The organism is Sphingomonas olei (assembly GCF_045369765.1).
In the GTDB taxonomy this organism is placed as follows: domain Bacteria; phylum Pseudomonadota; class Alphaproteobacteria; order Sphingomonadales; family Sphingomonadaceae; genus Sphingomonas; species Sphingomonas panaciterrae.
This window is the reverse complement of the sequence record NZ_JBIQEU010000001.1, coordinates 249,520-274,264: the sequence shown is the minus strand read 5'-3', so window position 1 is coordinate 274,264 and position 24,745 is coordinate 249,520. Positions and strand designations below refer to the sequence as shown.

The window sequence follows — 24,745 nt, the reverse complement described above, 5'->3', positions numbered from 1 at the left end:
GGCCGGATGCATCACGTCTTCTGGCGGCACGCGGCCGAACAATAGACCACCGCGTCCCAGTCGCGCGCCCATTTCTTGCGCCAGCTGAACGGCCGCTGGCACACCGGGCAGGTCTTGGTCGGCAGGTCGCGCTTGGCAACGCCGTTGGGCATCAGCGCGGCTGGATCGCCAGGAAATCGCGCACGTCATCCAGCGACACTTGCTTGTCGAGGTACGTCTGCCCGATCCCGCGGGCGAGAAGAAACGGGATATTTCCGCCACTTGCCTTCTTGTCGTGGCGCATATGCTCGACCAGCCGCTCGGCCGGCGCATCGATTCCCGCGGCGGCCAGCCCGCTCGGCAACCCCGCGGCCTGCCAATGCGCCGCCACCCGCACCGCATCCTCGATCGGGCACAGCCCATGCGCCGCGGAATAGCCAAACGCCAGCGCACACCCAGCCGCCACCGCCTCGCCATGCAGCAGCTTGTCGGAAAACCCCGCCTCCGCCTCCAGCGCATGGCCGAACGTGTGCCCCAGGTTCAGCAGCGCCCGGCGCCCCAGCGTCTCGAGCTCATCCTCACCCACGATCCGCGCCTTGGCTGCGACCGAATGGGCAATGGCATATTCCCTCGCCGCCGGGTCACCCGCGAGCAGCCTCTCGCCATTCGCCTCGCACCAGGCGAAAAACTCCGCATCATCAATCAGCCCGTACTTCACGACCTCGGCATAGCCGGCGCGCAGCTCGCGCAGCGGCAGCGTATCGAGCACCGACGGGTCGATCAGCACCACCTTGGGCTGGTGGAACGCCCCGATCAGGTTCTTGCCGGCCCGCGTATTGATCCCCGTCTTGCCGCCCACCGAGGAATCGACCTGCGACAGCAAGGTTGTCGGGATCTGCACGAAGCCGCACCCGCGCTTCAGGATCGCGGTGGCGAAGCCGACCAGGTCACCGATCACGCCGCCGCCCAGCGCCACCACATGGTCGCCGCGCTCGACGCCCATCGCCAGCAACTGATCGGTCAGCGATTCCAGCGTCGCCCAGCTCTTGGATTTCTCACCGGCCGGGATGATGATCGCCTCGCTCTCGATCCCCGCCGCCGTCAGCGACGATCGCAGCGTGGCGAGATGCGGCCCGACATTGGCGTCCGCGACGATCGGCACCCGGCGCTTGCCGACCAGCGGCGCGAGGCGCTCGCCGGCGCGAGTCAGCAGCCCCGCCTCAATCACCACGTCATAGCTGCGCGTGCCCAGCGCCACCTGCACAATCGTCATGCGTTCCCGTACCCAATCGCTTTCAGGATCGCGCGCACGGTCGCTTCGTGCGGCGCATTGTTGCTTGTCACATGGATGTCTGCCTGCGCGTAGAGCGGATTGCGCACCTCGGCGAGCTCGCGCAGCACCTTCGCCGGGTCCTTGCCGCGCAGCAGCGGCCGCGTATCGCGCCGGCGCACCCGGTCGACCAGCACGTCGATGTCCGCGTCCAGCCAGACGGACAGCGCATCGGACAGGATCAGCTGGCGTGTCGCATCATTGATGAACGCGCCGCCGCCGGTCGCGATCACCTTTGGTCGCCCGTCGATCAGCCGCTGGATCACCCGTCGCTCGCCATCGCGAAAATAAGGTTCGCCGAATTGCGCGAATATTTCCGCGATCGACATGCCCGCGGCTTCCTCGATCGCATTGTCGGCGTCGACGAAGGGCAGGCCAAGCCGTTGCGCCAGTCGCTTGCCCACGGTGGATTTGCCCACGCCCATCAGGCCGACCAGCACGATCGGTTCACGCTGCCAGCGGCTCTTGCGGTCGCGGTTGGATGGGGCGGGGCTTTGCAACATGGGTCTGCGGGCTATACAGCGCGTCGGCGCCCCGGGCACAAGGCTCGCGGAAGGTTAGGCTCGACGCTGGCGGGTTTTGCCGGCGTCGTACAGGGTGTGGAACATGTCGCGGTTGATCGTCTCGCTGGTGGTACTCCTGGTCGTCGTGGTCGGCGGGTTGTTCTTCCTCGCGGGCAGCGCGACCGAAAAGCCCACCACGCGTGTCGAGAAGGCGGTCGAGCTTGGCAACCTCGCGGGTTAGGCTGCTGGCGGCGCTCGCCGCAGCAGGATCATTGGCAGCAGCAGCGGTCGCACAGAACGCGCAGGCGCCCGAATCACTTTTACCGCCCGGCTTCGGCGAGCCGGTTGCGCCGCCCCCGGCGCAAGCGCCCAGCAACCAGACGGTCCAGCCGCTGCCACAGGCGCCGCTAGACCTGCCGGCGCCGGAGGCAAGCCCGTCGCCCACCCCGACGCCGACACCGCCGAGTGCCGCGGAACTGGCGAAATATGAGATGCCGCTGTTCGCGCGGCGCTCGCTGTCGATCGTTGGCCCGATCGGTCAGCCGGAGGGAGGCGTTGCGCCGAACGCGTTCGGCGACGCCGACGGCGGCTACCTCCAGGGGCTGATGCGCCGCCTGTCCGCGCCGCTGCCGTCGCGCTGGCTGTCGATCGCACTTCGCCGCGCGTTGATGTCGCGCATCGATACGCCCGCCGGCCTCAACGGCGCCGATTTTGCCGCAGAGCGCGCGTGGCTGCTGCTCCGGATGGGCGAATCGGTCGCGGCGCGCAGTGTTATCGAGAGCGTCGACACGATGAACGCGACGCCCAAATACGAACAGGTCGCGATGCAGGCGATGCTCGCCAATGGCGACCCGGGCGGCCTGTGCACGCTGGCAGAGGCGCCGCAGGACCGGGCGCGTGGCTGGGTCCTCGCGCGGGCCATGTGCGCGTCGCTCGGCAATGAGGAAGGCGGCGGGCGCGCGCTGATCGATGCCGCGCGTCGCCAGCGGGTCGCCAGCGGCATTGACCTGGCGCTTGCCCGCAAGGTCGTCGGCGCAGGGCTGGGCAGCCGTCAGGCGGTGACGATCGAATGGGATCCGGTGGTGCAATTGACCACCTGGCGTTTCGGGCTGGCAACCGCGACCGGCGTCGCCGTGCCAGCGGAACTGTACGAGACGGTCAAGCCGCAGGTGACCGGCTGGCGCGCGCTGGCGCCGGCCATCCCCATCGCCGATCGCGCCGCCGCCGCGGAAACCGCCGCTGCAATGGGCGTGCTGTCCAACGCGGCGCTGGTGGATCTGTACGCAGCGCTTGATGCTGGCGAGGATACGCCCGCGGCGCTCGGCGCGATCGCGTCGGACCTGCGCTCGGCCTATGTCGGTGCCGACATCGCCACGCGTCTGGGTGCGCTGCGCCAATTGTGGGATGGCGTGGAAACGCCGCAGGCCCGCTATGCGCGCCTCATCCTGACCGCGCGCGCCGCCGCGCGGATCCGCCCGGTCGACGGCCGGGAGGAGGCCAATCGCATCGTCGCTTCCATGTTGTCGGCGGGGCTCGACCGTACCGCACAGCGCTGGCGCGGCCAGGTCGACGAGGGCAGCGATGCCTGGGCCATGCTGGAATTGTCCGATCCGGACGCCAGAACTCGGCTCGGCTATGGCGCGGTCGGCAAATATGCGGGCAGCGGCAACGAGACGCTGAAGCGGCAGTTGTTCTTCGCTGGGCTGGGCGGTCTCGGCCGTCTTTCCCCGCAAGAGGTCGAAAGCGGCGCCGAGTCGCTGGACGTGCCGATCGGCGTGCAGAACAGCTGGACGCGCGCGCTCGATCGCGCCGTGCGCGACCGGCAGCCCGCCACGGTGCTGCTGCTGTCCGGCATCGGCATGCAGGCGGACGCCTGGCGGGCAATACCGCCGGCCGCGCTCTATCGGATCGTCGCTGCGCTGCGCGCGGTGGGGCTGGATGGCGAGGCACGGATGATCGCCGTCGAGGCGCTCACGCGGGTCTGACCGGATGGGCGATGCGGCCCTCATCGACCGCTTTCTGGAGATGATGGCGGCGCAGGCGGGCGCCGCGCGCAACACGATCGCCGCCTATCGCAGCGATCTCTTGCTTGCGTCGGAGGCGCTGGACGGCCGCCTGGCCGAGGCGGATGCCGACATGATCGGGCGGCTTGCAAGCGGCTGGTCCGCGCTGGCCCGGTCGACCGTGTCGCGCAAGGCATCAGCGCTCCGGCGCTTCTTCACCTTCCTCGCGGAAGAAGGGTTGCGGGCGGACGATCCGGGCGCGGCGCTGCCACAGCCGGCACGCCGTCGTCCGCTTCCCCGCACGCTCAGCCATGCCGACGTCGATCGGCTGTTCGCGGTCGTAGCGGCGCGACTCGCGCGTGATCCGCCGCTCGCCCCCGATGTGCGCAACGCGGCGCTGCTGGAACTGCTATACGGTTCGGGCCTGCGCGCGACCGAGCTCGCGTCGTTGCCGCGCAATGCAATTCATCCCGATCGACCCTTCATCATCCTCTCGGGCAAGGGTGGCAAGGAACGGCTGGTGCCGATATCGGACCGCGCCCGCGCTGCCGTCGCACAATGGCGCGATCATGTCCCCGCGGACGACAAATTCCTGTTTCCGTCCGGCGCCACGCACATTTCGCGCGTGCGGCTGTTTCAGATCATCCGCGCGCTTGGGGTCGAAGCCGGTATCCCGCCCGATCGCATCAGCCCGCATGTGCTTCGTCACGCCTTTGCCACCCACTTGCTTGAGGGCGGCGCAGATCTTCGCGCGTTGCAAGCAATGCTGGGGCATGCCGACATTGCGACGACGGAAATCTACACACATGTCGATCGTGCCCGGCTGGTCACGCTCGTCAATGAACGGCACCCGCTCGTTGACGTGGCGAAACCGCGCGCCTAGCTCCGCGCGATGGCGACTTTCCTCGACTTTGAAAAACCCATTGCCGAACTGCAGGCGCGAATCGACGAACTACGCGATACCGGCGCCGAGGGCGGTGTCGACATCGCGGCAGAGGTCGCGAAGCTTCAGGCGAAGTCCGACCGACTGCTGAAGGAAACCTTTTCCAAGCTGACGCCGTGGCAGAAGACCCAGGTCGCCCGTCATCCCGAGCGGCCGCACTTCAAACATTATGTTGCCGGGCTGTTCGACGAGTTCATCCCGCTCGCCGGCGATCGCGCCTTTGGCGACGATCAGGCCATCATTGGCGGGTTCGCCAGTTTTCGCGGGCAGCGTGTGCTGGTGATGGGGCATGAGAAGGGTGACGACACCACCTCCCGTCTCCGTCACAATTTCGGCATGGGCAAGCCGGAGGGGTATCGCAAGGCGGTGCGCCTGATCTCGCTCGCTGATCGCTTCAACCTGCCGATCGTGACCCTGGTCGACACCTCGGGCGCTTTCCCGGGCCTGCAGGCGGAGGAGCGTGGCCAGGCCGAGGCGATCGCGCGCTCGACCGAGGCGTGTCTCGCCGCCGGCGTGCCCTTCGTCTCGGCGGTCGTGGGCGAGGGCGGCTCTGGCGGCGCCGTTGCGCTGGCCAGCGGCAATCGCGTGCTGATGTTCGAACACGCCGTCTATTCGGTCATCTCGCCGGAAGGCTGCGCCTCGATCCTGTGGCGCACGGCCGACAAGGCGGCCGACGCTGCCGAAGCGATGAAGGTCACGGCGCAGGATCTGAAGGCGCTTGGCGTGATCGACACGATCGTGCCTGAGCCGCTGGGCGGCGCGCATCGCGGCCCCTCGGCAGCAATCGGCGCGCTGGCGGACGCGATCGAATCGGCGCTCGGCGAATTGCGCGGCATGGATGCGGCCGCGCTACGGCGCGAACGGCGCGAGAAGTTCCTCGCCATGGGCCGCGCGCTTAGCTGACCCTGGACAAAAAAGGGCGGCGAGCCGAAGCCCGCCGCCCACTTCAATAATTAATCTTGGCTCTGCGTCGGGCGCTGGTTCATACCGGCGGTCACGTCACCGAAGGTCGCTTCGATGGTGTCGCCCAGCGTGCCCATGGCGGTAATGGCGGCAACGGCGATCAGGGCGGCGATCAGGCCGTATTCGATCGCGGTGGCACCCTTGGAATTCTTGAGGAAGGCGCGCATCTTCTGCATGTTCGGTCTCCAGTGGTTGTCTAACGCTTTAGTCACCCGACCGGATGAAGGTGCCCCCCGCTCCGGTACCCACCCCAATTAACGTGGCCAGGTTGAAAAACATTTAAGGGCCGTTGCGGCTGGGCGGATTGAGGACGGCGGTGACGCTGCTGCTGAGGTCGTTCCACAGACTGGTCGTCTTTTCCGCCAAGCCGGCCACGCTTGCCATGATCGCAATCACGATCAGGGCGAGGATGAACCCATATTCGACCGCGGTGGCACCACGCTGATCGCCTGCAAGCCGCAGGGCTGCGGCAAGCGCGCGTTTGATCGCTGAAGGGCCTCGGTGCATGCGCTGCTGATCGCATGGCTGTATTAAGGAAAGGTCGACATGCCCCATCCTGTTCCAGCGCAGGCTCTACCAATGCTGGTGGTCGCCGCCGCGCTGATCGCGGCGGATGGCCGGATCCTGGTTCAGCAACGTCCGCTCGACAAGCATCATGGCGGCCTGTGGGAGTTCCCCGGCGGCAAGGTGGAGCCAGGCGAGACACCCGAGGCGGCCTTGGCTCGCGAGCTGGCGGAGGAACTCGGAATCGCGGTGGAAGCTGCAGACTTTTACCCCGTCGCCTTTTCGCGCGGCAGCGCTGGCGATCGCCCGATGGTCCTGCTGCTCTATCGTGCCGAGCGGTGGGAGGGGTCTGCGCAGGCAATCGAAGCTCCAGCAATCCACTGGGTCGCGCCTGAAGAACTGGCCGCGCTGGCCATGCCGCCCGCCCACCGGCCGCTCGCCGAGGCGCTGATGGCGCTGAGCTAACGCCCACCGCGCGGACGCGACGCCCGGCAAGTCACATCATCAACAGCGTCCCCGTCCCGCCAAGGACGAATGCCAGCACCAGCCAGTAATGCGAGCGGACGAGCCAATCGGAATCGCCGTCAAAGATGCGCATGAGGTCCCTCGATTCTTCGAGAACGGGCAAGCCGCCGGGGCCCGCCAATCTGCCACCGGCCTTATCGCACGCGCGACCCGTAGCGACCTAGAAATGGCACCGAACCGGAGCAACCAGGCTTACGGATAAGAAGGGGACACCACGCTGGAGGCCCGACCGGGAATCGAACCCGGGTGCAAGGATTTGCAGTCCTCTGCGTCACCACTCCGCCATCGGGCCTCGATCGCGTGGAGGCGGGCTGATGGGGCGGCGCGCCAGCCATGTCAAGTTTCGACATTGGCGCATTTGCCGCGACAGGATAAAGCGCCACTTCGATGGTAAGTGTATTGCCATGCTAAAACAGCCGTGCGACAGGTGACAGAATGACGATGACCATGGAACGCCAACCCGATTTCGCCGCCCTGCGCACCGCGATGGTGGCCAGTCAGCTGCGCACCAATGCGGTGTCGGATGCACGCGTGGTCGCCGCCATGGCCAATGTGCCGCGCGAGCGCTTCGTGCCCGCCGACCAGGCGCCGTTCGCCTATCGCGACGGGCTGGTGGAGCTTGGCGGCGGTCGTTCGCTCAACCTGCCGATCGCCACCGGCCGCTTGCTCACCGAGGCGCGCCTCACGTCGCACGACCGCGTGCTGCTGATCGGCGCAGCGTCGGGATATACGGCCGCGGTTTTGGCAGAACTGGTGGCTGCGGTCGTCGCGGTCGAATCGGATCCCGCGCTGGTCGCCATGGCGCGTGCTGCGCTTGGCGGCGAGGATCGCGTGACGATCCTCGAGGGGCCGCTGGAACATGGCCACCCTGCCGATGCACCGTACGACGTGCTCATCATCGACGGTGCGGTCGAGCAGGTGCCGGAGACGTTGGTGACTCAGGTTCATCCCGACGGCCGGGTGCTTGGGGGCCTCGTTGATCGCGGCGTGACCCGGCTTGCGGCTGGTCGCCGCAGCGAAGGCGGCTTCGCGATGCTCGATTTCGCCGACGTCGAATGCTGCCGCTTGCCCGGCTTCGCCAAACCGGCACGTTTCACCTTCTGAGCAAAGGCTGCAATGACCCGCGTTCGTTCCCTTGCCATGCCGCTGACGATCGCGGCTGTGATTGCGGTATCTCCGGCGCGGGCGGACACGCTGCGCGAGGCGCTGGCGCGGGCCTATCAGGACAATCCGACGATCACCGGCAGCCGCGCACGGCAGCGGGCGATCGACGAGACGGTGCCGATCGCACGCGCTGCGGGCCGTCCCACGCTGGGCAGCAACGCGGGGGTGACGGAAAATTATCTGCGCAGCGGCAATTCCTTCACCACGCCGGAGAAGGTGGCGCAGGCGCAACTGGCACTGAACGTACCCTTTTATTCCGGCGGCGCGGTGCGCAATTCGGTGCGCGCGGCCGAAACCCGGGTGGAGGCAGGGCAGCTTGGCCTGCGCGGGACGGAGGCGGGGCTCTTCACCGAAGTGGTCGGCGCCTATAACGACGTACTGCGTGACGAGGCGATTGTCGGCCTCAACGCCCAGAACGTGCGCGTGCTTGAAACCAACCTTCAGGCCAGCCGCGATCGCTTCCAGGTCGGCGACCTGACCCGCACCGATGTCGCCCAGTCGGAGGCGCGGCTCAGCCTCGCCCGCGCGCAGCTCGATCGCGTACGCGCCAATCTGATCGCCAGCCGGGAGAATTATGTCCGTCTGGTCGGCGGCGCCCCCGGCGCGCTTGAGCCGCCGCCGCCGCTGCCCAATCTGCCGTCCAATGCGGATGCGGCCGTCGATGTTGCGCTGCGCGACAATCCGACTTTGCTGTCCGCCCTGAAGGAGCGTGACGCCACCGCCTTCGACGTGCGCGTCGCCCGCGCCAGCCGTCTGCCCACGCTCGGCATCGGCGCCACGGGCAATTATGTGAACTATCTCGGCTCGCTGGGCTCAGGCACCGGGCTGGGCGTCGGCCAGAGCGGCACCTCCGCCGGCGTCGGGCTCAATGTCAGCCTGCCGTTCTTCCAGGGCGGGCGCCCCGCCGCGCTGGTGCGCCAGGCGCAGGCGCAGCGATCGCAGGCGATCGAAAATGCAACCGCGGCCGAACGTCAGGTGATCGCCTCGACCCGGTCGGCCTATGCCGTGTGGCAATCCTCGCTTCAGGTGATCGCCTCGTCGGAACAGGCGGTGGCCGCCAACCAGCTCAGCCTGGAGGGCGTTCGCGCGGAAAACAGTGTCGGCACCCGCACCATCCTCGACATCCTCAATGCCGAGCAGGAATTGCTGAACAGCCAGGTGACCTTGGTGACGGCCCGCCGCGACGCATATGTCGCCGGCTTCGCCTTGCTCGCCGCGATGGGGCAGGCGGAGGCGCAGGACCTCGGGCTGGAAGCAGGGCCGCTCTACAATTCGGCCGACAATTACCGTTCGGTGCGCGGCCGCTTCTCCGACTTCTCGGACGGGCCGGCGCCACAGGCCATCGCTCCGTCGACCAGCACCGTCCCGCCGCAGAACGCCACCGTCACGCGTCCGCTCGATCCCGCGCTCGACAGCAGCAAGGTTGACAGGAGCCCGGCGTTGACCACAGGTGAGAACGCACCGAACCGCTGATAGTCAGCCGTTTTTGGGACGAGGTGGACTGCGCGCATGGGGGATGTCAGCGCCGAGCCGTCGATGGAAGACATTCTGTCCTCCATCAAGCGCATCATAGCGGAGGAGGGCGATGACCGCCCGATCCGGCCGCGCCGCAGTGGCGCAGCGCGTGCCATGCCGGCCGCCCCGATCGCTGATGACGACGACGAGCCGGAAGAAGTGCTTGAGCTGAGCGATCCGATGCCGCCGTCGCGCGGGCCGGCCACCAGTGCCGCGGCCGCGGATGTGCCCGTTGCTTCTCCCGCACCAAACGCCGCTTCGGCGAGCATGTCCTCCGCGCAGGCCGCCGCCGCTTTGCTGTCCGAACAGACGACTCAGGCGACTCGCGGCGCGCTCGACGCGCTCTCGCGGCTCATGGTGAAGCCGGAACCGGGCAGTGACGGTACGCTGGAGGGGCTGGTGCGCGACATGCTGCGCCCGATGCTGCGCGAATGGCTCGACGCGAACCTGCCGGCACTGGTCGAAACGCTGGTCGCGCGCGAGATAGCGAAGATCACGCGCGGCTCCTGATCGCTTGTCCCGGCACCTGGCCGGGAATATGACAAGATCATTGTCGCGCCTGATACGATCTGCTTTACCGCAGGGCCATGAGGATGCTCCTGTCCGCGAGCTTCGTTGCGCTCGCCGTCGCCGCCGCTCCGGCCTTTGCCCGCCCGCTGACGATCGAGGATCTGACGATGCTCAGTCGCATCGGCGCTCCGGCCGTCTCCAAGGACGGCCGCTGGATGGTCTGGGCGCAGCGGGAGACCGATCTTGATGCCGGTCGCGGCCGCTTCGATCTGTGGCGGCTCGATCTGACGAAGCCCGGCGCCGCGCCGGAGAAATTGCTCGCCGATCCGCAGAAGGACGAAAATGATCCGCAGATCGTCGGCAACACCGTCTATTTCGCGATGGACGACGCGATCTGGTCGGTCCCCGTCACCGGCGGCACGCCGCGCCGGCTGACCGACTTCAAGGGCGGCTTCAACGGCTTCAAGGTCGCACCGACGGGCGACAAGATCGTGGTCTGGGCGGATCGGCTGCCCGGCGCGCCCAGCCTTGAGGAGCCGATGATCCGCAAGCGCGCGGATGCCGGCTCGGGCCGCACCTATGACCAGCTGTTCGTCCGCCACTGGGATACGTGGAGCGACGGCAAAAGGTCGCAGCTGTTCGTCCTGCCGCTGACCGCCGCCGGCGCGCGCGGCAATGGCAAGGCAGTGGTCGGCAACCTCGTCGGCGACACCCCCTCCAAGCCGTTCGGCGGCGCCGAGGAAGTCGCGTGGAGCCCCGACGGCAAGACGCTCTACTTCGCGCTGCGCGAGGCGGGGCGGATGGAACCCACGTCCACCAATCTCGACATCTTCGAGGTGCCCGCCGACGGCAGCCGTGCGCCGGTGAACCTCACCGCCGACAACAAGGCGACCGACAATCAGCCCGTCGTCTCGCCCGATGGCCGAACGCTCGCCTGGTTCGCGATGCGCCGTCCCGGTTACGAGGCCGATCGCCAGGTGTTGATGCTGCGCGATCTCGCCACTGGCCGCATGACGTCGCTCACCGAAAAGTGGGACCGTTCGGTCGGCTCGATCGCCTGGGCCGCCGACTCGCGTTCGCTCTACGTCACGGCGGATGACACGCAGGAAACCCCGCTGTTCCGTGTCGATGCGGCGACCGGCCAGGTCACGCGGCTGACGCAGCAGGGCCATGTCGGCGCAGTCGCCGTGACCCCGACGGGGCCGATCATCGCGCTCGATTCGCTCACCGCCCCGGCGGATTTCTACCGCGTCGCCGCCACCGGCACGCCGCAGCGCCTGACCAACGTCAACGCCGCCAAGCTCGCCGGCATCGACATGCCGACGGTCGAACGGTTCAGCTTCACCGGCGCCAACAATGACACCGTCTGGGGCTATGCCGTGAAGCCCGCCAATAGCACCGGCAAGGTGCCGATCGCCTACATGGTCCATGGCGGGCCGCAGGGGTCGAGCAACAACAGCTGGTCCTACCGCTGGAACCCGGCGGTGTTCGCCGGCGCCGGCTACGGCCTCGTCGCGGTCGATTTCCACGGCTCCACCGGCTACGGCCAAGCCTTCACCGACAGCATCCGCAACAACTGGGGTGGCTGGCCACTGGAGGACCTGAAGAAGGGCCTGTCCGCCGCGACCACCAAGTTCGCCTGGCTCGACGCGGACAATGCCTGCGCGCTTGGCGCCTCCTATGGCGGCTATATGATGAACTGGATCGAGGGGCAGTGGCCCGACCGCTTCAAGTGCATCGTCCAGCACGACGGCGTCTTCGACGCGCGCGCCATGGCGTATGAAACCGAGGAGCTCTGGTTCGACGAGTGGGAGCATGGCGGGAAGACCTATTACGAGGACCCGCAGGCCTTCGAGAAGTGGAACCCGGTCCATCACGTTGCGAAGTGGAAGACGCCGCAGCTCGTCATCACCGGCGAGAAGGATTTCCGCATCCCCTACACCCAGGGGCTCGCCGCCTTCACCGCGCTCCAGCGCCGCGGCATCCCCTCGCGCCTGCTCGTCTTCCCGAACGAGAACCACTGGGTGCTGAAACCGAAGAACTCGCGCCAATGGTATCGCGAAGTGATCGGCTGGATGGACAAGTGGACCGGCAAGGCGCCCGCTAACCAATAACACCTCGTCATCCCGGCCTGGAGCCGGGGTGATGGTGTGAGGAGGGGGGACTTGGGTTCCCCCCACCGCCTCGCTATGGCCGCTCCATGAGCGAGCTGCCGAAAACCTTTGACCCCGCCGCGATCGAATCCCGCTGGTACAGCCATTGGGAAGAAAACGGCCTGTTCCGCCCCGAGCGTCCCGGCGCGGAGCCGTGGACGATCGTCAACCCGCCGCCCAACGTCACCGGCTCGCTCCACATCGGCCACGCGCTGGATAACACGCTGCAGGACATCCTGACCCGTCACGCCCGGCTGAAGGGCAAGGACGCTTTGTGGGTCGTCGGCACAGATCACGCCGGCATCGCGACGCAGATGGTGGTCGAGCGGCAGATGGCGCTCAAGCAGCAGAAGCGCACCGATTTCACCCGCGACGAATTCGTTGCCAAGGTGTGGGAATGGAAGGCGGAGAGCGGCGGCCAGATCACCGGCCAGCTGCGCCGCCTCGGCTGCTCGATGGACTGGGCCAATGAGCGGTTCACGATGGATGAGGGTTTCTCGAAGGCCGTGCTCAAGGTCTTCGTCGAGCTTCACCGCCAGGGCCTGCTCTATCGCGACAAAAGGCTGGTGAACTGGGATCCGGGCCTCGGCACCGCGATCAGCGATCTCGAGGTTGAGACGCGCGAGGTGAAGGGCAGCTTCTGGCAGATCCGCTACCCGCTCGCCGACGGCTCGGGCACGATCACCGTCGCCACCACGCGGCCCGAAACGATGCTCGCCGACATGGCCGTCGCCGTCCATCCCGAGGACGCGCGCTACAAGGACATGATCGGCAAGCAGATCAGGCTGCCGATCACCGGCCGCCTGATCCCGGTGATCGCCGACGAACATGCCGACCCCTCGCTCGGCACCGGCGCGGTGAAGATCACGCCCGGCCATGACTTCAACGATTTCGAGGTGGGCAAGCGCGCCGGCATGAAGGCGGGCGAGATGCTCAACATGCTCGATGCCAGGGCCAACGTCACGCAGACGGCGGACGGCCTGATCCCGGCCGAGTTCCTCGGGCTCTCGACGGCGGACGCGCGCAAGGCGGTCGTCGCCCGGCTCAAGGCCGATGGCGTCCTCGTGCCGCATGTCGACAAGGAAGGCGTCGAGCATGATGCCGAGCCGCGCACGATCCAGACGCCCTATGGCGATCGCTCAGGCGTCGTCATCGAGCCGTGGCTGACCGACCAATGGTATGTCGACGCCAAGACGCTGGCGCAGCCCGCGATCGAGGCGGTGAAGTCCGGCGCGATCCGCCTCGTCCCCAAGACGTGGGAGAAGACCTACTTCAACTGGATGGAGAACATCCAGCCGTGGTGCGTCTCGCGTCAGCTGTGGTGGGGCCACCAGATCCCGGCGTGGTTCGGACCGGACAACACCCCGTTTGTCGGGGAGAATGAGGAAGATGCTGCTCGGCTTGCACTTGCTCACTACCAGTCAGAAACGAATGTGCCGCTGAAAGTCGTTTTCCTTGACACGGAAAACGTCTGGGCGGGCAATGAGACTTTTGGTTGGGTGGGTAAGGCGCAGGACATTGGGTCAGACCCCATTGATCCAGCCACCATTGTTCTTCGTCGGGATCCCGACGTGCTCGACACCTGGTTCTCCTCCGCACTCTGGCCCTTCGCCACGATGGGCTGGCCGGACAATAGCGATCCCACGCTCGGCGGGCGCTATCCCAATGACGTGCTGATTTCAGGCTTCGACATCCTGTTCTTCTGGGATGCCCGCATGATGATGCAGGGCATGCACTTCATGAAGGACGTGCCGTTCCGCACGCTCTACCTGCACGGTCTCGTTCGCGCGGCGGACGGCGCAAAGATGTCCAAGTCCAAGGGCAATACCGTCGATCCGCTCGGCCTGATCGACAAATACGGCGCCGACGCGCTGCGCTTCTTCATGGCGGCGATGGAAAGCCAGGGCCGCGACATCAAGATGGATGAGAAGCGGGTCGAGGGATACCGCAACTTCGCGACCAAGCTGTGGAATGCCAGCCGTTTCTGCCAGTCGAACGGCATCGGCGGATCGACCACGCTGGAGCCGCCGGCGGCGACTCACCCGGTCAACAAGTGGATCATCGGGGAGGCGATCAAGGCGATCCAGTCGGTCGACCTCGCGCTTGGCGAATATCGCTTCGATGCTGCGGCCAACGCCATCTATCAGTTCGTCTGGAGCCAGTTCTGCGACTGGTATCTCGAACTCATCAAGGGTTCGATTGATGACGAGACGAAGGCGGTCGCCGGCTGGGTGCTCGACCAGATCCTGGTCGTCCTCCACCCGTTCATGCCGTTCATCACCGAGGAACTGTGGCACGCGCTCGCACCGCGGGAGCATGACCTGATCGTCGCGCACTGGCCAATGGCGGACGCACGCGCGATCGATCCGGCGGCGGCGCAGGAGATCGACTGGCTGATCCGCCTCGTCAGCGAGGTACGCTCCAGCCGTACCGAGCTGAACGTGCCCCCGGGCGCGCGTCTGCCCTATGCAGTGGCGGATGCGAACGAGGAAACGCAGGCGCGCCTCGAGCGCAATGCTCCGACGATCGCTCGCCTCGCCCGGATCGATCCGGGCGAGGTCTCGGGCGGCACCGCGCAGGTGGTGGTGGACGAAGCGACGTTCCGGATCGCGCTGGGCGACGTGATCGACCTCGCCGCGGAGCGCACTCGACTCGCCAAGGCGATCGCCGCGGCCGAAAAGGAGCGCGACGGGCTTGCCGGGCGCCTCAACAACCCGAGCTTTGTTGAACGCGCGAAGCCCGAGGCGGTCGAGAAGGCCCGCGCCGATCATGCGGAGAAATCCGCGGAGGCGCAGCGGCTTGCGGCCGCCCTGGCGCGGCTCGGCTGATCCACGTCCGTCGGTGGCATTTCTCCAAATGGGACAGGTGCCACCGACAAATGCTGGCGAAAGCCGCGGCGAGATTATAGCGCGAGCGCTAATTAGCCCGGAGTTGAAATGTCCCGCCTGAAGGTTTCGGTGATCGCCATGGTCGCCTCGCTCGCCATGGCCACGCCGGCGAATGCCCAGTCGATCGTTGGCCTCGATGTCCTGCGAACCTGGAACCTCGTGGTGCTCGGCGATCTCACCTCCTCGTCCGAGGTCGAGGGCCGTACCTTTGTCGGCGGCAACCTCAACGGCAATTCGTCCAACTATCAGATCCGCACGCCGGAGCCGTCGCCCTACAACGTCACGGGCCTGACGGTGGTCGGTGACGTCAACGGATCGCACAAGAACCTGAACGGCGGATCTGGCGCGGTCGTCGGCGGCAACGTCAACAGCGGCTTCAACCTGAATGGCGCGCCGCAGACGGTGAAGGTCGGCGGCACGATCGCCAACACCAACGTCAACCAGAACACGGTGACCTCGGGCCTCGCCGCGAGCGATCCCTCCTTCCTCGTCAACCTTAAGCAGCAGGGCAGCCTGATCGCCAGCAGCATGGGCGAGCTGTCGCGCACCTTCGGCGGCATGTCCTCGAACAGCAATCTGACGATCAGCGGCAACCGCGGCACGTTCGATGCGAAGCCCGATGCGCAGGGCGTGGCGGTGTTCAACATCTCCAGCACCGATTTGGATCGCATTGGCGAGATCAAGTTCAACCTCAACGGCGCCGATACCGCGATCGTCAATGTCACCGGCGCGAACGTGACGCTCAACGATAATTTCCTCGGCGGCACGACGGGGCTGGGCAAGCACGTGATTTGGAACCTGGTCGACGCGCAGAAGGTCGATGCCACCACCGCATGGGGCGGGTCGGTGCTGGCGCCGGGCGCCGCGGCGACGACGGGCAATTACATCGAAGGCTCGGCGGTGTTCGGCAGCCTCGTGCAGAACGGCGAGTTCCACCTCGGCACCTTTGTGGGCGGCTATAACCCGCCGTCGGGCCCGCCGGTCAACGGTGGTGGCTCGCCGACGCCCATCCCGGGCGAGGCCGCAGGCCTGTTCGCGCTCGGCGCCATCGGCCTGTGGATGATGCGCCGCCGCCGCCACGCGGCCGCCTGACGACCCTTCACCGACCACGGACAAGAAAAAGGGCGAGGCGTCCAGAACGCCTCGCCCTTTTTCATGCGTGTCTCCCTTCCCGAGGGGAAGGAAGCGAAACCCTGCCCTCCCGCGCGGGGAGGGCAGGGGCCGCCGTTACGCGGCCAGGTTGCGCAGCACGTACTGCAGGATGCCGCCGTTCAGGAAATACTCAAGCTCGTTGACGGTATCGATGCGGCACAGCGTCTCGAACGTCTCGGTCGAGCCATCCTTGCGGGTCATCGTGACGGTGACCGTCTGGCGCGGGCGCAGGCCCGCGACGTTCTGGATCGTGAACGTCTCGTCCCCGGTCAGCTTCAGCGTCTCGCGCGTGACGCCCTCGGCGAACTGCAGCGGCAGGACGCCCATGCCCACGAGGTTCGACCGGTGGATACGCTCGAAGCTCTCCGCGATCACCGCGCGCACGCCGAGCAGGTTGGTGCCCTTCGCTGCCCAGTCACGCGACGAACCGGTGCCATATTCCTTGCCGGCGACGACCACCATCGGCGTGCCATCCGCCTTGTGGCGCATCGCGACGTCGTAGATCGGCATCACTTCCTCGCCATAGCGGCTCATGCCGCCTTCGATCCCCGGCACCATCTCGTTCTTGATGCGGATGTTGGCGAAGGTGCCACGCACCATGACCTGGTCGTTGCCGCGGCGCGAACCATAGCTGTTGAAGTCCGCCTTGGAGACCTGACGCTCCATCAGCCACGCGCCCGCCGGGCTGTCGGCCTTGATCGAACCGGCCGGGGAGATGTGGTCGGTGGTGATCGAATCGCCCAGGATCGCCAGCGGCTTCGCCTCGATGATGTCGGTCACCGGTGCCGGGGTCATCTCCATGCCCTCGAAATACGGCGGGTTGGCGATGTAGGTCGATGCTGCCGGCCAGCTGTAGGTGTCCGAACCGGTCACGTCGATCGCGCGCCACTTGGCATCGCCCTCATACACGTTGCCGTAGCGGGTACGGAACATGTCGTCGTTGATGTTGGCGGTCATCAGCTCCGACACTTCCTGGTTCGAGGGCCAGATGTCCTTGAGGTACACCGGGCCGTTCGTCCCTTCGCCGATCGGCGTGTCGTTCATGTCGGTGGTGACGGTGCCCTTCAGCGCATAAGCGACGACGAGCGGCGGCGAGGCGAGGAAGTTCGCGCGCGCATCCGGCGACACGCGGCCTTCGAAGTTGCGGTTGCCCGACAGGACCGATGCGACGACGAGGTCATTCTCGTTGATCGCGCTGCTGATCGGCGCGGCGAGCGGCCCCGAATTGCCGATGCAGGTCATGCAGCCATAGCCGGTGAGGTTGAACCCCATGGCGTCGAAATCGTCCTGCAGGCCCGACTTCACGAGATAGTCGGTGACGACCTGCGAGCCCGGCGACAGCGACGTCTTGACCCAGGGCTTCGGCTTCAGGCCCAGCGCGCGCGCCTTGCGGGCGACGAGGCCGGCGGCGACCAGCACCGACGGGTTCGACGTGTTGGTGCAGCTGGTGATCGCGGCGATCACGACGTCGCCGTCGCCGATGTCATGGCCACGCTCGGCCACATCGACGCGCTTCGGCTCGGCCTTGCTGTACACCTTCGTCAGGTCGGCGTTGAACACGTCGTCGACCTTGTCGAGCGCGACCTTGTCCTGCGGGCGCTTCGGGCCGGCGAGCGACGGCACGACCGAACCCATGTCGAGCTCCAGCGTATCGGTGAACACCGGGTCCGGCGTGTTGGCGTCGCGCCAGAAACCGTTCGCCTTGGCATAGGCTTCGACCAGCGCGATCGTCTCGGCCGGGCGGGCAGTCAGCTTCATGTAGTCGATCGTCTTGTTGTCGATCGGGAAGAAGCCGCAGGTGGCGCCATATTCCGGCGCCATGTTGGCGATCGTCGCACGGTCGGCCAGCGTCATCTGGTCGAGGCCCGGGCCGTAGAATTCCACGAAGCGGCCGACGACGCCCTTGGCGCGCAGCATCTGGGTAACGGTCAGCACCAGGTCGGTGGCGGTGATGCCCTCGCGCAGCGCGCCGGTCAGCTTGAAACCGACCACTTCGGGGATCAGCATCGACACCGGCTGCCCCAGCATCGCGGCCTCGGCCTCGATGCCGCCGACGCCCCAGCCCAGCACGCCCAGACCGTTCACCATCGTGGTGTGGCTGTCGGTGCCGACGCAGGTGTCGGGATAGGCGATCGCTGCGCCCGCGGTGGCGTTCTCGCCCGTCTCATTGGAGGTCCACACCGCCTGCGCGACATATTCCAGGTTCACCTGGTGGCAGATGCCGGTGCCCGGCGGGACAACCTTGAAGTTGTCGAGCGCCTTGGAACCCCACTTCAGGAACTCGTAACGCTCGGAATTGCGCTGATATTCGAGATCGACGTTATCCTCGAACGCCTTGGGCGTGCCGAACTCATCCACCATGACCGAGTGGTCGATGACGAGGTGGACGGGGACCTGCGGATTGATCTTCGCCGCATCGCCGCCCAGCTTGGTGATCGCATCGCGCATCGCGGCGAGGTCGACGACGCAGGGAACGCCGGTGAAATCCTGCATCAGCACGCGCGCGGGGCGATACTGGATCTCGCGGTCGGAACGGCGCTCCTTCTGCCAGTCGACGACGGCCTGCACGTCCTCCGCGGTCACGGTCTTGCCGTCCTCGAAGCGGAGCATGTTCTCGAGCAGCACCTTCATCGAGAAGGGCAGGCGGGAAATGTCGCCGAACTTTTCGGCGGCGACTTCCAGCGAGAAATAATCATAAGACTTGCCGCCGGCTTGCAGCGTGCGGCGAGCCTTGAGCGTATCGTGGCCGATGGCGGTCATGTGGGTCCTTTCCCCATAAGTGCGGCCAGCTCGGGCGCGGCGGGGAAGCAAGAAGCGCGATGGTCGCGCCTCTCGCGCGAGCGCGCCTGGGCGGGCGTGAGCGAGACGTCGCAGCGGCCGATAGCAGCGCTCAGGGGTGGGGGGAAGGTGTCAAGTCAGGCCGGCGGTTACTTCGTGCGCTTGCCGGCGCATCGGCCGCCACGCAGTCTCCCCGCGGCGTCGCGACAGATAGGTGTCGAGCCCGATCTGCGCCCCGATCAGCATGAACAGGAATGACTGGAAGGCGATACCGACGAACGCCCCGCCCAGCAGGTAGATCAGCTGCGCATTCTGCAACGCGCCCGCCAGGCTCCCGGCCCAGGCGAACGCGCCCTCGCGATAGCGCCGCCGCAGCACCTCCATCCGCACCAGCCCGATGACATTGATCAGCAGCCAGATCGCGAGCCCAGGATAACCCTGCTCGCCCAGCATCTCGAAATAGCTCGAATGATAGGCGCGGCTCTTGTCCACCGTCAGGTTGCGCTGGACGGTGCGATGCGGGCCTTCGCCCTCGACCGATACCGTGTCGTAGCGGATCCGGTTCTGGCGATAGGCCTCGAACCCGCCGCCGAACGGATGGTCCTTCACATAGTCGATCGTCCACTTCCACACGGCGATGCGGGTGGAGGCGGATTCGTCCGCCTGATAGGTCTTGATCGTCCCCATCCGCTCGCTGAACGCGCTCGGCAGGAACGGGATGGCGGCAACGCCGATCAGGCCCAGCGCCGCGAGGTACAGCACCTTGCGTTTCACTTCGCGCAGCATCAGCACCGCGAGCAGGCCGATGCACAACAGGCCGGTGCGCGCCGAGGTGCCGACCGGGATCAGCAGGCAGGCAAAGGTCAGCGCCGCACAGAACAGCCAGACGCGCCGGTCCGGCCGGAACACGGTGCCATATTTGCCCAGCCAAAGGATGATCGGGATGAGCGAGATCGACACCGCCGAGATGATCGATCCTTCGTACAGGCCCGAATTGTTGCTGACCATCAGGTTCAGTTCGCCATAGCCGCCGCCCGAGGCGAGCGTCTTGATGCCGCCGACGATGATGATCGACGCGGCGGACAGCACCACGAACAGCAGCAGCGACTCGATCCGCAGCCGGGTGCGCAGCGTCAGCGGCAGGAACGCGGCAAAGGCCAGGTTCTTCCACACCCATTCCCACTTGCCCTCGGCCTCGATCGGGAAATCGGCGGTGCGGGTGGTGATCCAGCAATAGAGCAAGAGCAGCACGATCAGCGCCTGGCGCGGCGCGAAGCGCGAATCCTTCTTGTCGTCCACCAGCAGCCAGCCGAGCACCGCCAGCCCCGCGGCGATCATCGACACCGGCACGCTGTTGAGCAGGTAATAGGTAATCCGCTGCGGCGAGACGATATCGATATAGATATAGGTCAGTACGAAGATGAACGGCCGCTTGAACCCGCATGCGAACAACGCGAGCAGGAAACCGATGAAGGCAAAGTCACGCACGCGGGCGACGTCCCGGGCGAGTCCTGTCGGCAGGCGGCGCTTCCGAATCGAGATCGTCGCGCCGCAGCAGCAACCAGGCTGTCAGCAGCAGCAGGCCATGGCTGATCGCAAGGGCGAAATTGTCGATCATGGCGCGGTGCTGGTCGATCCCGAGGGGCGCCGCCGTGCAGGGCGAGGCCGAAAAACGTTGCTCCCGCCTAGCGCCTTGGCAGTTGACGTGCCGTTAAGCGCCGGCGTGGCAGGCCAGCCCTGATGCGTATTCTTCACGTCCTCGATCACGGCCTGCCGTTGCAGAGCGGCTATACATTCCGCACCCGCGCGATCGTCAAGGCACAGCTCGCCCGCGGGTGGCAGGTGGCGGCCGTTACCGGCCCGCGCCATCATCACGGATCGCCAGCCACCGAGGTGGTCGATGGCATCACGTTCCACCGCACCGGCCCGTCGATGAAACTGCGCGCGCCCTTGTCGGAAATGGCCGAGGTCGCTGCCTTCGGTCGGCGGATCATGGCGGTGGCGCGCGATTTCCGCCCCGATATCATCCATGCCCATTCGCCCGTGCTCGATGCCTTGGCCGCGATGCGCGCGACCCGCGCGCTCCGCCTGCCGCTCGTTTATGAGATCCGGGCCTTCTGGGAGGATGCGGCGGTCGGCAACGGCACCGGAACCGAAGGGTCGCTGCGCTACCGCGCCACCCGCGCGCTGGAAAGCTGGGCGGTGCGCCGCGCCGATGCGGTGGCGGTGATCTGCGACGGCCTGAAAACCGATCTGCTCGCCCGCGGCGTCGCTGCCGACAAGATCATGGTCTCCCCCAATGGCGTCGACATGGCGCTGTTCGGCGATCCGCCCGCGCGCGACGAGGCGCTGGCGCAGCAGCTCGGCCTTGATGGGGAGGTGATCGGCTTCATCGGCAGCTTCTACGATTATGAGGGGCTGGACGATCTCGTCGCCGCCATGCCCGCGCTCGTCGCGCAGCGCCCGCGCGCGCAGCTGCTGCTGGTCGGCGGCGGCCCGATGGAGGCGGCGCTCCGCGCGCAGGTCGCGGCCTCGCCGGTCGCCGACCGGATCCACTTCGCCGGCCGCGTGCCGCATCAGGAGGTGGAGCGTTACTACAGCCTGGTCGATGTCCTCGCCTATCCGCGCAAGAAGATGCGCCTCACCGATCTCGTCACCCCGCTGAAGCCGCTGGAGGCGATGGCGCAGGGGAGGCTGGTCGCGGCATCGGACGTCGGCGGCCACCGCGAGCTGATCCGTGACGGGGAAACGGGCACGCTGTTCGCCGCCGATGATCCCGCGGCGATCGCCACCGCGCTCGCCGCGTTGCTCGCCGACCGCACGATCTGGGATCACCGCCGCGCCACGGCGCGCGCCTTTGTCGAGCGGGAGCGTAACTGGTCTTCAAATATTTCACGTTACGAACCGGTCTATCGGCGGCTGATGGATGCCGCGGGCAAGGGTGACACATGGTCGTAAGGCGCACCGGCACGGACGTGACACGCTATCTGATCCCCGCAGCCTTGCTAGCTGCCGGCGTCATCATTGCCGCGTCGATCGCCGCGATGCCGCGCGTGAACTTCGACCTGCTGCTGTGGCGACTCGGTCTGCCCGATGTCATCCCGGCGGCCGCGCCGCCCGTCGGCGCGACCGGGCGCACCCTGCTGGCACTGGCGGCGCTGTTCCCCTTCCTCCTTGTGTCGGCGGTCGCCTGGCGGCTGGGAAATGGCGGCCCGCTGCTCGCCCTGCGCCGTCGCGACCGCGACGCTGACCTCCCCGCCTTGCGCCGCGCGGACGCGCACCCCGATCACCCGCCGCGCTGGCCGATTCGCGCGGACGAGGATCTGGGCCCGCCCTTACCCGCGGTCGGCAGCCCGGCCGCGCGGGTGCTGCCCGGCGACGATCTACCGCTCCCGGCCGATCTGGATCAGCCGCTTGCCGCCTTCGACCCGATCGCCATTCCCGACGTCCCGCGTGAACCGGCCCGCCCGGTCGCGCCGCTGGTCACGATCGTCGTCCCGCCGCGCAGCCACGATGCGGCGCCAGAAACGTCCGAGTCGCTGCCCGACATGCCGGCGGAGATAGCGGATGGCCCCAGCCAGCCGCCGATCTCCGACGATGACGCTGCACCTGAGGAGCCAGTCCCGGAGCTTGTCCCGACCGCCGAGGTATCTCCCGCCGAATGGGAAGCACCAACGCCGGCCGCCGAAGGGCCAGATGCGGTCGCACCGGAACCGCTTCCCCTCACCGAGCCCCCCGCCAAACCCGCGGCTGACCAAAGCGACGCCGACCAGCGGGACGGACCGGCCAACTCCGAACCCGTTCTCGAAACCGGGCCTGAACCCGCCGGCACGGATCAGGACTCGATCAGCGCCTTGCTCGACCGGCTCGAACGCGGGGCGCAGCGGCGCAAGGGGGCGCCGCCGCCCGCGCCGCCGCTGCCCGAACCGGATCCGCCGGCCCCGTCGCCCCCGCCGGGCAGCCTCGACGATACGCTGGTGATGCTCCGCCGCATGGCGCGCGGCTGATCGGTCGCGCGGGCTACGCGCGATCCACCGTCACCGCCTCGATCCGCGCCTGCCATTGCCCGTCCTGCTCGCGTGAGCCAGTCACCGACAGCCCGGCAAGCAGGCGGCCCGGCAGCGCCACGTCCACATCCTCCACCCGCGACAGCCACTCACGCGCCGCCTCGCCCGCAGGGGCCGTCAGCGTCATCGCATGCCGCTCACCGGCAAAGGTGGCGCTATACCAGGGCGCCGACCCCAGCGGTTCGATCGTCACCGACAGGCGCCGCTGCGCCGCCGATGCGTGCAGCGCGCGCTCGATCAGCGCCGCCGGCGCAGGGCCGCGCATCAATTCGCCTCCGCTTCGTGGCCGCCGGCGGCAATCGGCACGTCCGCCGCAGCCTCGCGCAGCGCCGCCTCGACGCGCGCGCGCATCTTCGGTCCCGGCGTGCGCCCGCGCCGCAAGTCATGGACCAGCCGGGGGTCATTCACCACGCGCCGGCCAAAGGTGGTCGGCGGAATTCCCGTCCGCCGCAGGTAGCAATCGATCTGGGTGAGGAGGGATATGGCAAGCTCCTGAGTCGCTTATGTTCCTCTTTTGTTCTCTCAACTTTTCCAACTTGTCTAGGAAAAATCCTAGACTACAAGGATGGCATGGCGGAAACGGTGGCCCAGACGGTTGAGCGGCTCGCGGCAGCGCGCGGGATCAGCCTGTCGGAACTGTCCCGGCTGCTCGGACGCAACCTTGCCTATCTTCAGCAATTCGTCCGCCGGGGGACGCCGCGTCGTCTGGCGGAGGCCGACCGCCGCGTGCTGGCGCAATTCTTCGGCGTCGATGAAACGCTGCTCGGCGGCACCGCCGCGCCCGAGGCGCCGCTGGTATCCGTCCCTTATCTCACCGTCGCCGCCTCGGCCGGCGCGGGGCAGGCGACGGGGGAGGAGCGGGCGATCCGCCATGAGGCGTTCGGCGCGCGGCTGTTGCGCGACGCCGGCATCACCCCTGCTGCCGCCTCGCTCATCGATGCGGTGGGCAATTCGATGGCGCCGACGATCCTTCCTGGTGACCGCTTGCTGGTCGACCGCAGCGATGTCGCGCTCGCCAGCGATGCCATCTTCGTCGTGCGGCGGGGCGGCGAATTGCTGGTGAAACGGGTGCGGCGGGACGGCCCCGGCCTGACGCTGCTCAGCGACAATCCCGATTATGCGCCGCTATCGTGCGCAAGGGGGGAGGCGGACGTGATCGGCCGCGTCCGCCTGCTACTGCGTGAACCCTGATCGCCGCTGGCTGCCGCGCGTCAGGCGTTTCAGCCGCGATCCTTCAGCCACATGGCAACCGCGATCGCGCTGCCGATCGCCAGTCCGGCGAGAAAGCCGATCGATGGTTGCCCGACGAGCAGCCCGATGACGGTGCCGGCCAGCAAGCCAACGGCAATCAGGAATCCGCCGGCATTGCCCGGGCGCTTGAGGGGATCGGCCATGACGCGCGCCTTGCCACGCCGCACCGCACGCTGCCAAGCGGCAAACCGTTAACCCTCGCCGTTCACGCCCGGGGAGGATGTTGCGCGATAGCGCGGCCGCACCATTCGCAACGGGGCGCCACCTTGTCATCCTTGTACCTCGCCGACCGCCAACTGGTGTATGACGCCGCCGCGCTGATCCACCGTTTCGGCACTTATGCTGCGGACGAGGCGGCCCTTCGTGCCGATCGCAGCCGCACCGTCGGCAACGTGATCCACTTCTGCCGCTGGCGGCAGGTCGAACGGTTGGTGCGGGTGCTTGCGACCGATCAACGCCTGGGCACGCTGCACTGAGCGTCACGCCGCATTGCCGCCCGGCGGCGGACGGCTTACGG

The 24,745-nt window shown here is 67.3% G+C and carries 26 protein-coding genes and 1 tRNA gene; 15 read left to right on the top strand and 12 right to left on the bottom strand.

Going from position 1 to position 24,745, the window contains the following annotated elements; genetic code table 11:
* Positions 1-11: 11 nt before the first annotated feature.
* From ACH0BU_RS01375 to ACH0BU_RS01365, 3 genes are read right to left on the bottom strand one after another with little or no spacing between them, the layout of a single operon-like run.
* Positions 12-152 carry a DUF2256 domain-containing protein gene (locus tag ACH0BU_RS01375; RefSeq protein WP_082102957.1) on the bottom strand — a complete coding sequence of 47 codons (141 nt, stop codon included), beginning with the start codon at positions 150-152 and terminating at the stop codon, positions 12-14.
* A complete protein-coding gene (aroB, locus tag ACH0BU_RS01370) occupies positions 152-1,252 on the bottom strand; it encodes a 3-dehydroquinate synthase (RefSeq protein WP_500263588.1) in 1,101 nt (366 codons plus the stop codon). Before aroB ends, ACH0BU_RS01375 begins: the two co-directional genes overlap by 1 nt.
* Positions 1,249-1,812, bottom strand: a complete 564-nt coding sequence (locus ACH0BU_RS01365) for a shikimate kinase (RefSeq protein WP_046409211.1) — start codon at positions 1,810-1,812, stop codon at positions 1,249-1,251. Before ACH0BU_RS01365 ends, aroB begins: the two co-directional genes overlap by 4 nt.
* Positions 1,813-1,915: 103 nt before the next feature.
* Here ACH0BU_RS01365 and ACH0BU_RS01360 point away from each other — a divergent pair, with 103 nt between their 5' ends.
* From ACH0BU_RS01360 to ACH0BU_RS01345, 4 genes are read left to right on the top strand one after another with little or no spacing between them, the layout of a single operon-like run.
* Positions 1,916-2,053: a hypothetical protein gene (locus ACH0BU_RS01360; protein ID WP_301090796.1), complete on the top strand. Its 138-nt coding sequence runs from the start codon at positions 1,916-1,918 to the stop codon at positions 2,051-2,053.
* Positions 2,034-3,797 carry a hypothetical protein gene (locus ACH0BU_RS01355; protein WP_500263587.1) on the top strand — a complete coding sequence of 588 codons (1,764 nt, stop codon included), beginning with the start codon at positions 2,034-2,036 and terminating at the stop codon, positions 3,795-3,797. The genes ACH0BU_RS01360 and ACH0BU_RS01355 overlap by 20 nt, the downstream gene beginning before the upstream one ends.
* Before the next feature lie 4 nt (positions 3,798-3,801).
* Positions 3,802-4,698, top strand: coding sequence for a tyrosine-type recombinase/integrase (locus ACH0BU_RS01350; protein WP_500263586.1), 897 nt, complete (start codon positions 3,802-3,804; stop codon positions 4,696-4,698).
* A gap of 9 nt (positions 4,699-4,707) precedes the next feature.
* On the top strand, positions 4,708-5,661 hold the full coding sequence (locus tag ACH0BU_RS01345) for an acetyl-CoA carboxylase carboxyltransferase subunit alpha (protein WP_500263585.1): 954 nt from the start codon (positions 4,708-4,710) through the stop codon (positions 5,659-5,661).
* A gap of 50 nt (positions 5,662-5,711) precedes the next feature.
* On the opposite strand, the gene ACH0BU_RS01340 is transcribed toward ACH0BU_RS01345, so the two are convergent.
* Together ACH0BU_RS01340 and ACH0BU_RS01335 are read right to left on the bottom strand one after the other, a co-directional pair.
* Positions 5,712-5,897 carry a Flp family type IVb pilin gene (locus tag ACH0BU_RS01340; RefSeq protein WP_500263584.1) on the bottom strand — a complete coding sequence of 62 codons (186 nt, stop codon included), beginning with the start codon at positions 5,895-5,897 and terminating at the stop codon, positions 5,712-5,714.
* A 103-nt stretch (positions 5,898-6,000) separates the two neighbouring features.
* Positions 6,001-6,276 carry a Flp family type IVb pilin gene (locus tag ACH0BU_RS01335; protein WP_500263583.1) on the bottom strand — a complete coding sequence of 92 codons (276 nt, stop codon included), beginning with the start codon at positions 6,274-6,276 and terminating at the stop codon, positions 6,001-6,003.
* Here ACH0BU_RS01335 and ACH0BU_RS01330 point away from each other — a divergent pair.
* A complete protein-coding gene (locus tag ACH0BU_RS01330) occupies positions 6,268-6,690 on the top strand; it encodes a (deoxy)nucleoside triphosphate pyrophosphohydrolase (RefSeq protein WP_500263582.1) in 423 nt (140 codons plus the stop codon). The two genes, ACH0BU_RS01335 and ACH0BU_RS01330, sit on opposite strands and share 9 nt — an antisense overlap.
* 278 nt (positions 6,691-6,968) lie before the next feature.
* On the opposite strand, the gene ACH0BU_RS01325 is transcribed toward ACH0BU_RS01330, so the two are convergent.
* Positions 6,969-7,042 (bottom strand) — tRNA-Cys (locus tag ACH0BU_RS01325).
* Positions 7,043-7,185: 143 nt separating this feature from the next.
* Here ACH0BU_RS01325 and ACH0BU_RS01320 point away from each other — a divergent pair.
* The 6 genes from ACH0BU_RS01320 (at position 7,186) to ACH0BU_RS01295 (ending at position 16,072) form a co-directional block, all read left to right on the top strand.
* Positions 7,186-7,854: a protein-L-isoaspartate O-methyltransferase family protein gene (locus tag ACH0BU_RS01320; RefSeq protein WP_500263581.1), complete on the top strand. Its 669-nt coding sequence runs from the start codon at positions 7,186-7,188 to the stop codon at positions 7,852-7,854.
* Positions 7,855-7,866: 12 nt separating this feature from the next.
* Positions 7,867-9,387 carry a TolC family outer membrane protein gene (locus ACH0BU_RS01315; protein ID WP_500263580.1) on the top strand — a complete coding sequence of 507 codons (1,521 nt, stop codon included), beginning with the start codon at positions 7,867-7,869 and terminating at the stop codon, positions 9,385-9,387.
* Between the two features lie 36 nt (positions 9,388-9,423).
* On the top strand, positions 9,424-9,939 hold the full coding sequence (locus ACH0BU_RS01310; protein WP_500263579.1) for a DUF2497 domain-containing protein: 516 nt from the start codon (positions 9,424-9,426) through the stop codon (positions 9,937-9,939).
* Positions 9,940-10,016: 77 nt separating this feature from the next.
* Entirely contained in the window at positions 10,017-12,053 is a 2,037-nt protein-coding gene (locus tag ACH0BU_RS01305; RefSeq protein ID WP_500263578.1) for a S9 family peptidase, read from the top strand.
* 86 nt (positions 12,054-12,139) lie between these two features.
* Positions 12,140-14,920, top strand: coding sequence for a valine--tRNA ligase (locus ACH0BU_RS01300; RefSeq protein WP_500263577.1), 2,781 nt, complete (start codon positions 12,140-12,142; stop codon positions 14,918-14,920).
* Between the two features lie 108 nt (positions 14,921-15,028).
* Positions 15,029-16,072: a choice-of-anchor A family protein gene (locus tag ACH0BU_RS01295; RefSeq protein WP_500263576.1), complete on the top strand. Its 1,044-nt coding sequence runs from the start codon at positions 15,029-15,031 to the stop codon at positions 16,070-16,072.
* A gap of 135 nt (positions 16,073-16,207) precedes the next feature.
* Here ACH0BU_RS01295 and acnA read toward each other — a convergent pair whose 3' ends face one another.
* The 3 genes from acnA to ACH0BU_RS01280 form a co-directional block, all read right to left on the bottom strand.
* On the bottom strand, positions 16,208-18,892 hold the full coding sequence (acnA, locus tag ACH0BU_RS01290) for an aconitate hydratase AcnA (RefSeq protein ID WP_500263575.1): 2,685 nt from the start codon (positions 18,890-18,892) through the stop codon (positions 16,208-16,210).
* A 150-nt stretch (positions 18,893-19,042) separates the two neighbouring features.
* Entirely contained in the window at positions 19,043-20,398 is a 1,356-nt protein-coding gene (locus ACH0BU_RS01285) for a putative O-glycosylation ligase, exosortase A system-associated (RefSeq protein WP_500263574.1), read from the bottom strand.
* Complete coding sequence (locus ACH0BU_RS01280) at positions 20,391-20,528, bottom strand: hypothetical protein (RefSeq protein ID WP_500263573.1); 138 nt, start codon at positions 20,526-20,528, stop codon at positions 20,391-20,393. Before ACH0BU_RS01280 ends, ACH0BU_RS01285 begins: the two co-directional genes overlap by 8 nt.
* Positions 20,529-20,650: 122 nt before the next feature.
* On the opposite strand from ACH0BU_RS01280, the gene ACH0BU_RS01275 reads away from it, so the two are divergent.
* Both ACH0BU_RS01275 and ACH0BU_RS01270 read left to right on the top strand, forming a co-directional pair.
* Positions 20,651-21,868 (top strand): TIGR04063 family PEP-CTERM/XrtA system glycosyltransferase, encoded by a 1,218-nt coding sequence (locus tag ACH0BU_RS01275; RefSeq protein WP_500263572.1) that lies wholly within the window; start codon positions 20,651-20,653, stop codon positions 21,866-21,868.
* On the top strand, positions 21,859-22,917 hold the full coding sequence (locus ACH0BU_RS01270) for a hypothetical protein (protein WP_500263571.1): 1,059 nt from the start codon (positions 21,859-21,861) through the stop codon (positions 22,915-22,917). The genes ACH0BU_RS01275 and ACH0BU_RS01270 overlap by 10 nt, the downstream gene beginning before the upstream one ends.
* Before the next feature lie 13 nt (positions 22,918-22,930).
* Here ACH0BU_RS01270 and ACH0BU_RS01265 read toward each other — a convergent pair whose 3' ends face one another.
* Entirely contained in the window at positions 22,931-23,242 is a 312-nt protein-coding gene (locus tag ACH0BU_RS01265; protein ID WP_500263570.1) for a hypothetical protein, read from the bottom strand.
* Positions 23,242-23,388, bottom strand: coding sequence for a hypothetical protein (locus ACH0BU_RS01260; protein WP_500263569.1), 147 nt, complete (start codon positions 23,386-23,388; stop codon positions 23,242-23,244). Before ACH0BU_RS01260 ends, ACH0BU_RS01265 begins: the two co-directional genes overlap by 1 nt.
* Before the next feature lie 159 nt (positions 23,389-23,547).
* Here ACH0BU_RS01260 and ACH0BU_RS01255 point away from each other — a divergent pair, with 159 nt between their 5' ends.
* Positions 23,548-24,168, top strand: coding sequence for a S24 family peptidase (locus ACH0BU_RS01255; RefSeq protein ID WP_500263568.1), 621 nt, complete (start codon positions 23,548-23,550; stop codon positions 24,166-24,168).
* A gap of 29 nt (positions 24,169-24,197) precedes the next feature.
* On the opposite strand, the gene ACH0BU_RS01250 is transcribed toward ACH0BU_RS01255, so the two are convergent.
* Entirely contained in the window at positions 24,198-24,371 is a 174-nt protein-coding gene (locus ACH0BU_RS01250) for a hypothetical protein (RefSeq protein ID WP_164518823.1), read from the bottom strand.
* 123 nt (positions 24,372-24,494) lie between these two features.
* Between ACH0BU_RS01250 and ACH0BU_RS01245 the strand changes: the two genes are divergently transcribed.
* Positions 24,495-24,704 carry a hypothetical protein gene (locus tag ACH0BU_RS01245; RefSeq protein WP_500263567.1) on the top strand — a complete coding sequence of 70 codons (210 nt, stop codon included), beginning with the start codon at positions 24,495-24,497 and terminating at the stop codon, positions 24,702-24,704.
* Positions 24,705-24,745 lie beyond the last annotated feature (41 nt).

Bases quoted from the DNA above. Each gene is read 5' to 3' on its own strand.
- ACH0BU_RS01300 (WP_500263577.1), top strand. From the start codon at position 12,140: ATGAGCGAGCTGCCGAAAACCTTTGACCCCGCCGCGATCGAATCCCGC.
- ACH0BU_RS01335 (WP_500263583.1), bottom strand. From the start codon at position 6,276: ATGGGGCATGTCGACCTTTCCTTAATACAGCCATGCGATCAGCAGCGC.
- ACH0BU_RS01295 (WP_500263576.1), top strand. From the start codon at position 15,029: ATGTCCCGCCTGAAGGTTTCGGTGATCGCCATGGTCGCCTCGCTCGCC.
- ACH0BU_RS01305 (WP_500263578.1), top strand. From the start codon at position 10,017: ATGAGGATGCTCCTGTCCGCGAGCTTCGTTGCGCTCGCCGTCGCCGCC.
- ACH0BU_RS01250 (WP_164518823.1), bottom strand. From the start codon at position 24,371: ATGGCCGATCCCCTCAAGCGCCCGGGCAATGCCGGCGGATTCCTGATT.
- ACH0BU_RS01330 (WP_500263582.1), top strand. From the start codon at position 6,268: ATGCCCCATCCTGTTCCAGCGCAGGCTCTACCAATGCTGGTGGTCGCC.
- ACH0BU_RS01255 (WP_500263568.1), top strand. From the start codon at position 23,548: ATGGCGGAAACGGTGGCCCAGACGGTTGAGCGGCTCGCGGCAGCGCGC.
- ACH0BU_RS01375 (WP_082102957.1), bottom strand. From the start codon at position 152: ATGCCCAACGGCGTTGCCAAGCGCGACCTGCCGACCAAGACCTGCCCG.
- ACH0BU_RS01340 (WP_500263584.1), bottom strand. From the start codon at position 5,897: ATGCAGAAGATGCGCGCCTTCCTCAAGAATTCCAAGGGTGCCACCGCG.
- ACH0BU_RS01315 (WP_500263580.1), top strand. From the start codon at position 7,867: ATGACCCGCGTTCGTTCCCTTGCCATGCCGCTGACGATCGCGGCTGTG.
- acnA (WP_500263575.1), bottom strand. From the start codon at position 18,892: ATGACCGCCATCGGCCACGATACGCTCAAGGCTCGCCGCACGCTGCAA.
- ACH0BU_RS01320 (WP_500263581.1), top strand. From the start codon at position 7,186: ATGACGATGACCATGGAACGCCAACCCGATTTCGCCGCCCTGCGCACC.
- ACH0BU_RS01350 (WP_500263586.1), top strand. From the start codon at position 3,802: ATGGGCGATGCGGCCCTCATCGACCGCTTTCTGGAGATGATGGCGGCG.
- ACH0BU_RS01280 (WP_500263573.1), bottom strand. From the start codon at position 20,528: ATGATCGACAATTTCGCCCTTGCGATCAGCCATGGCCTGCTGCTGCTG.
- ACH0BU_RS01275 (WP_500263572.1), top strand. From the start codon at position 20,651: ATGCGTATTCTTCACGTCCTCGATCACGGCCTGCCGTTGCAGAGCGGC.
- ACH0BU_RS01270 (WP_500263571.1), top strand. From the start codon at position 21,859: ATGGTCGTAAGGCGCACCGGCACGGACGTGACACGCTATCTGATCCCC.
- aroB (WP_500263588.1), bottom strand. From the start codon at position 1,252: ATGACGATTGTGCAGGTGGCGCTGGGCACGCGCAGCTATGACGTGGTG.
- ACH0BU_RS01365 (WP_046409211.1), bottom strand. From the start codon at position 1,812: ATGTTGCAAAGCCCCGCCCCATCCAACCGCGACCGCAAGAGCCGCTGG.
- ACH0BU_RS01265 (WP_500263570.1), bottom strand. From the start codon at position 23,242: ATGCGCGGCCCTGCGCCGGCGGCGCTGATCGAGCGCGCGCTGCACGCA.
- ACH0BU_RS01345 (WP_500263585.1), top strand. From the start codon at position 4,708: ATGGCGACTTTCCTCGACTTTGAAAAACCCATTGCCGAACTGCAGGCG.
- ACH0BU_RS01360 (WP_301090796.1), top strand. From the start codon at position 1,916: ATGTCGCGGTTGATCGTCTCGCTGGTGGTACTCCTGGTCGTCGTGGTC.
- ACH0BU_RS01310 (WP_500263579.1), top strand. From the start codon at position 9,424: ATGGGGGATGTCAGCGCCGAGCCGTCGATGGAAGACATTCTGTCCTCC.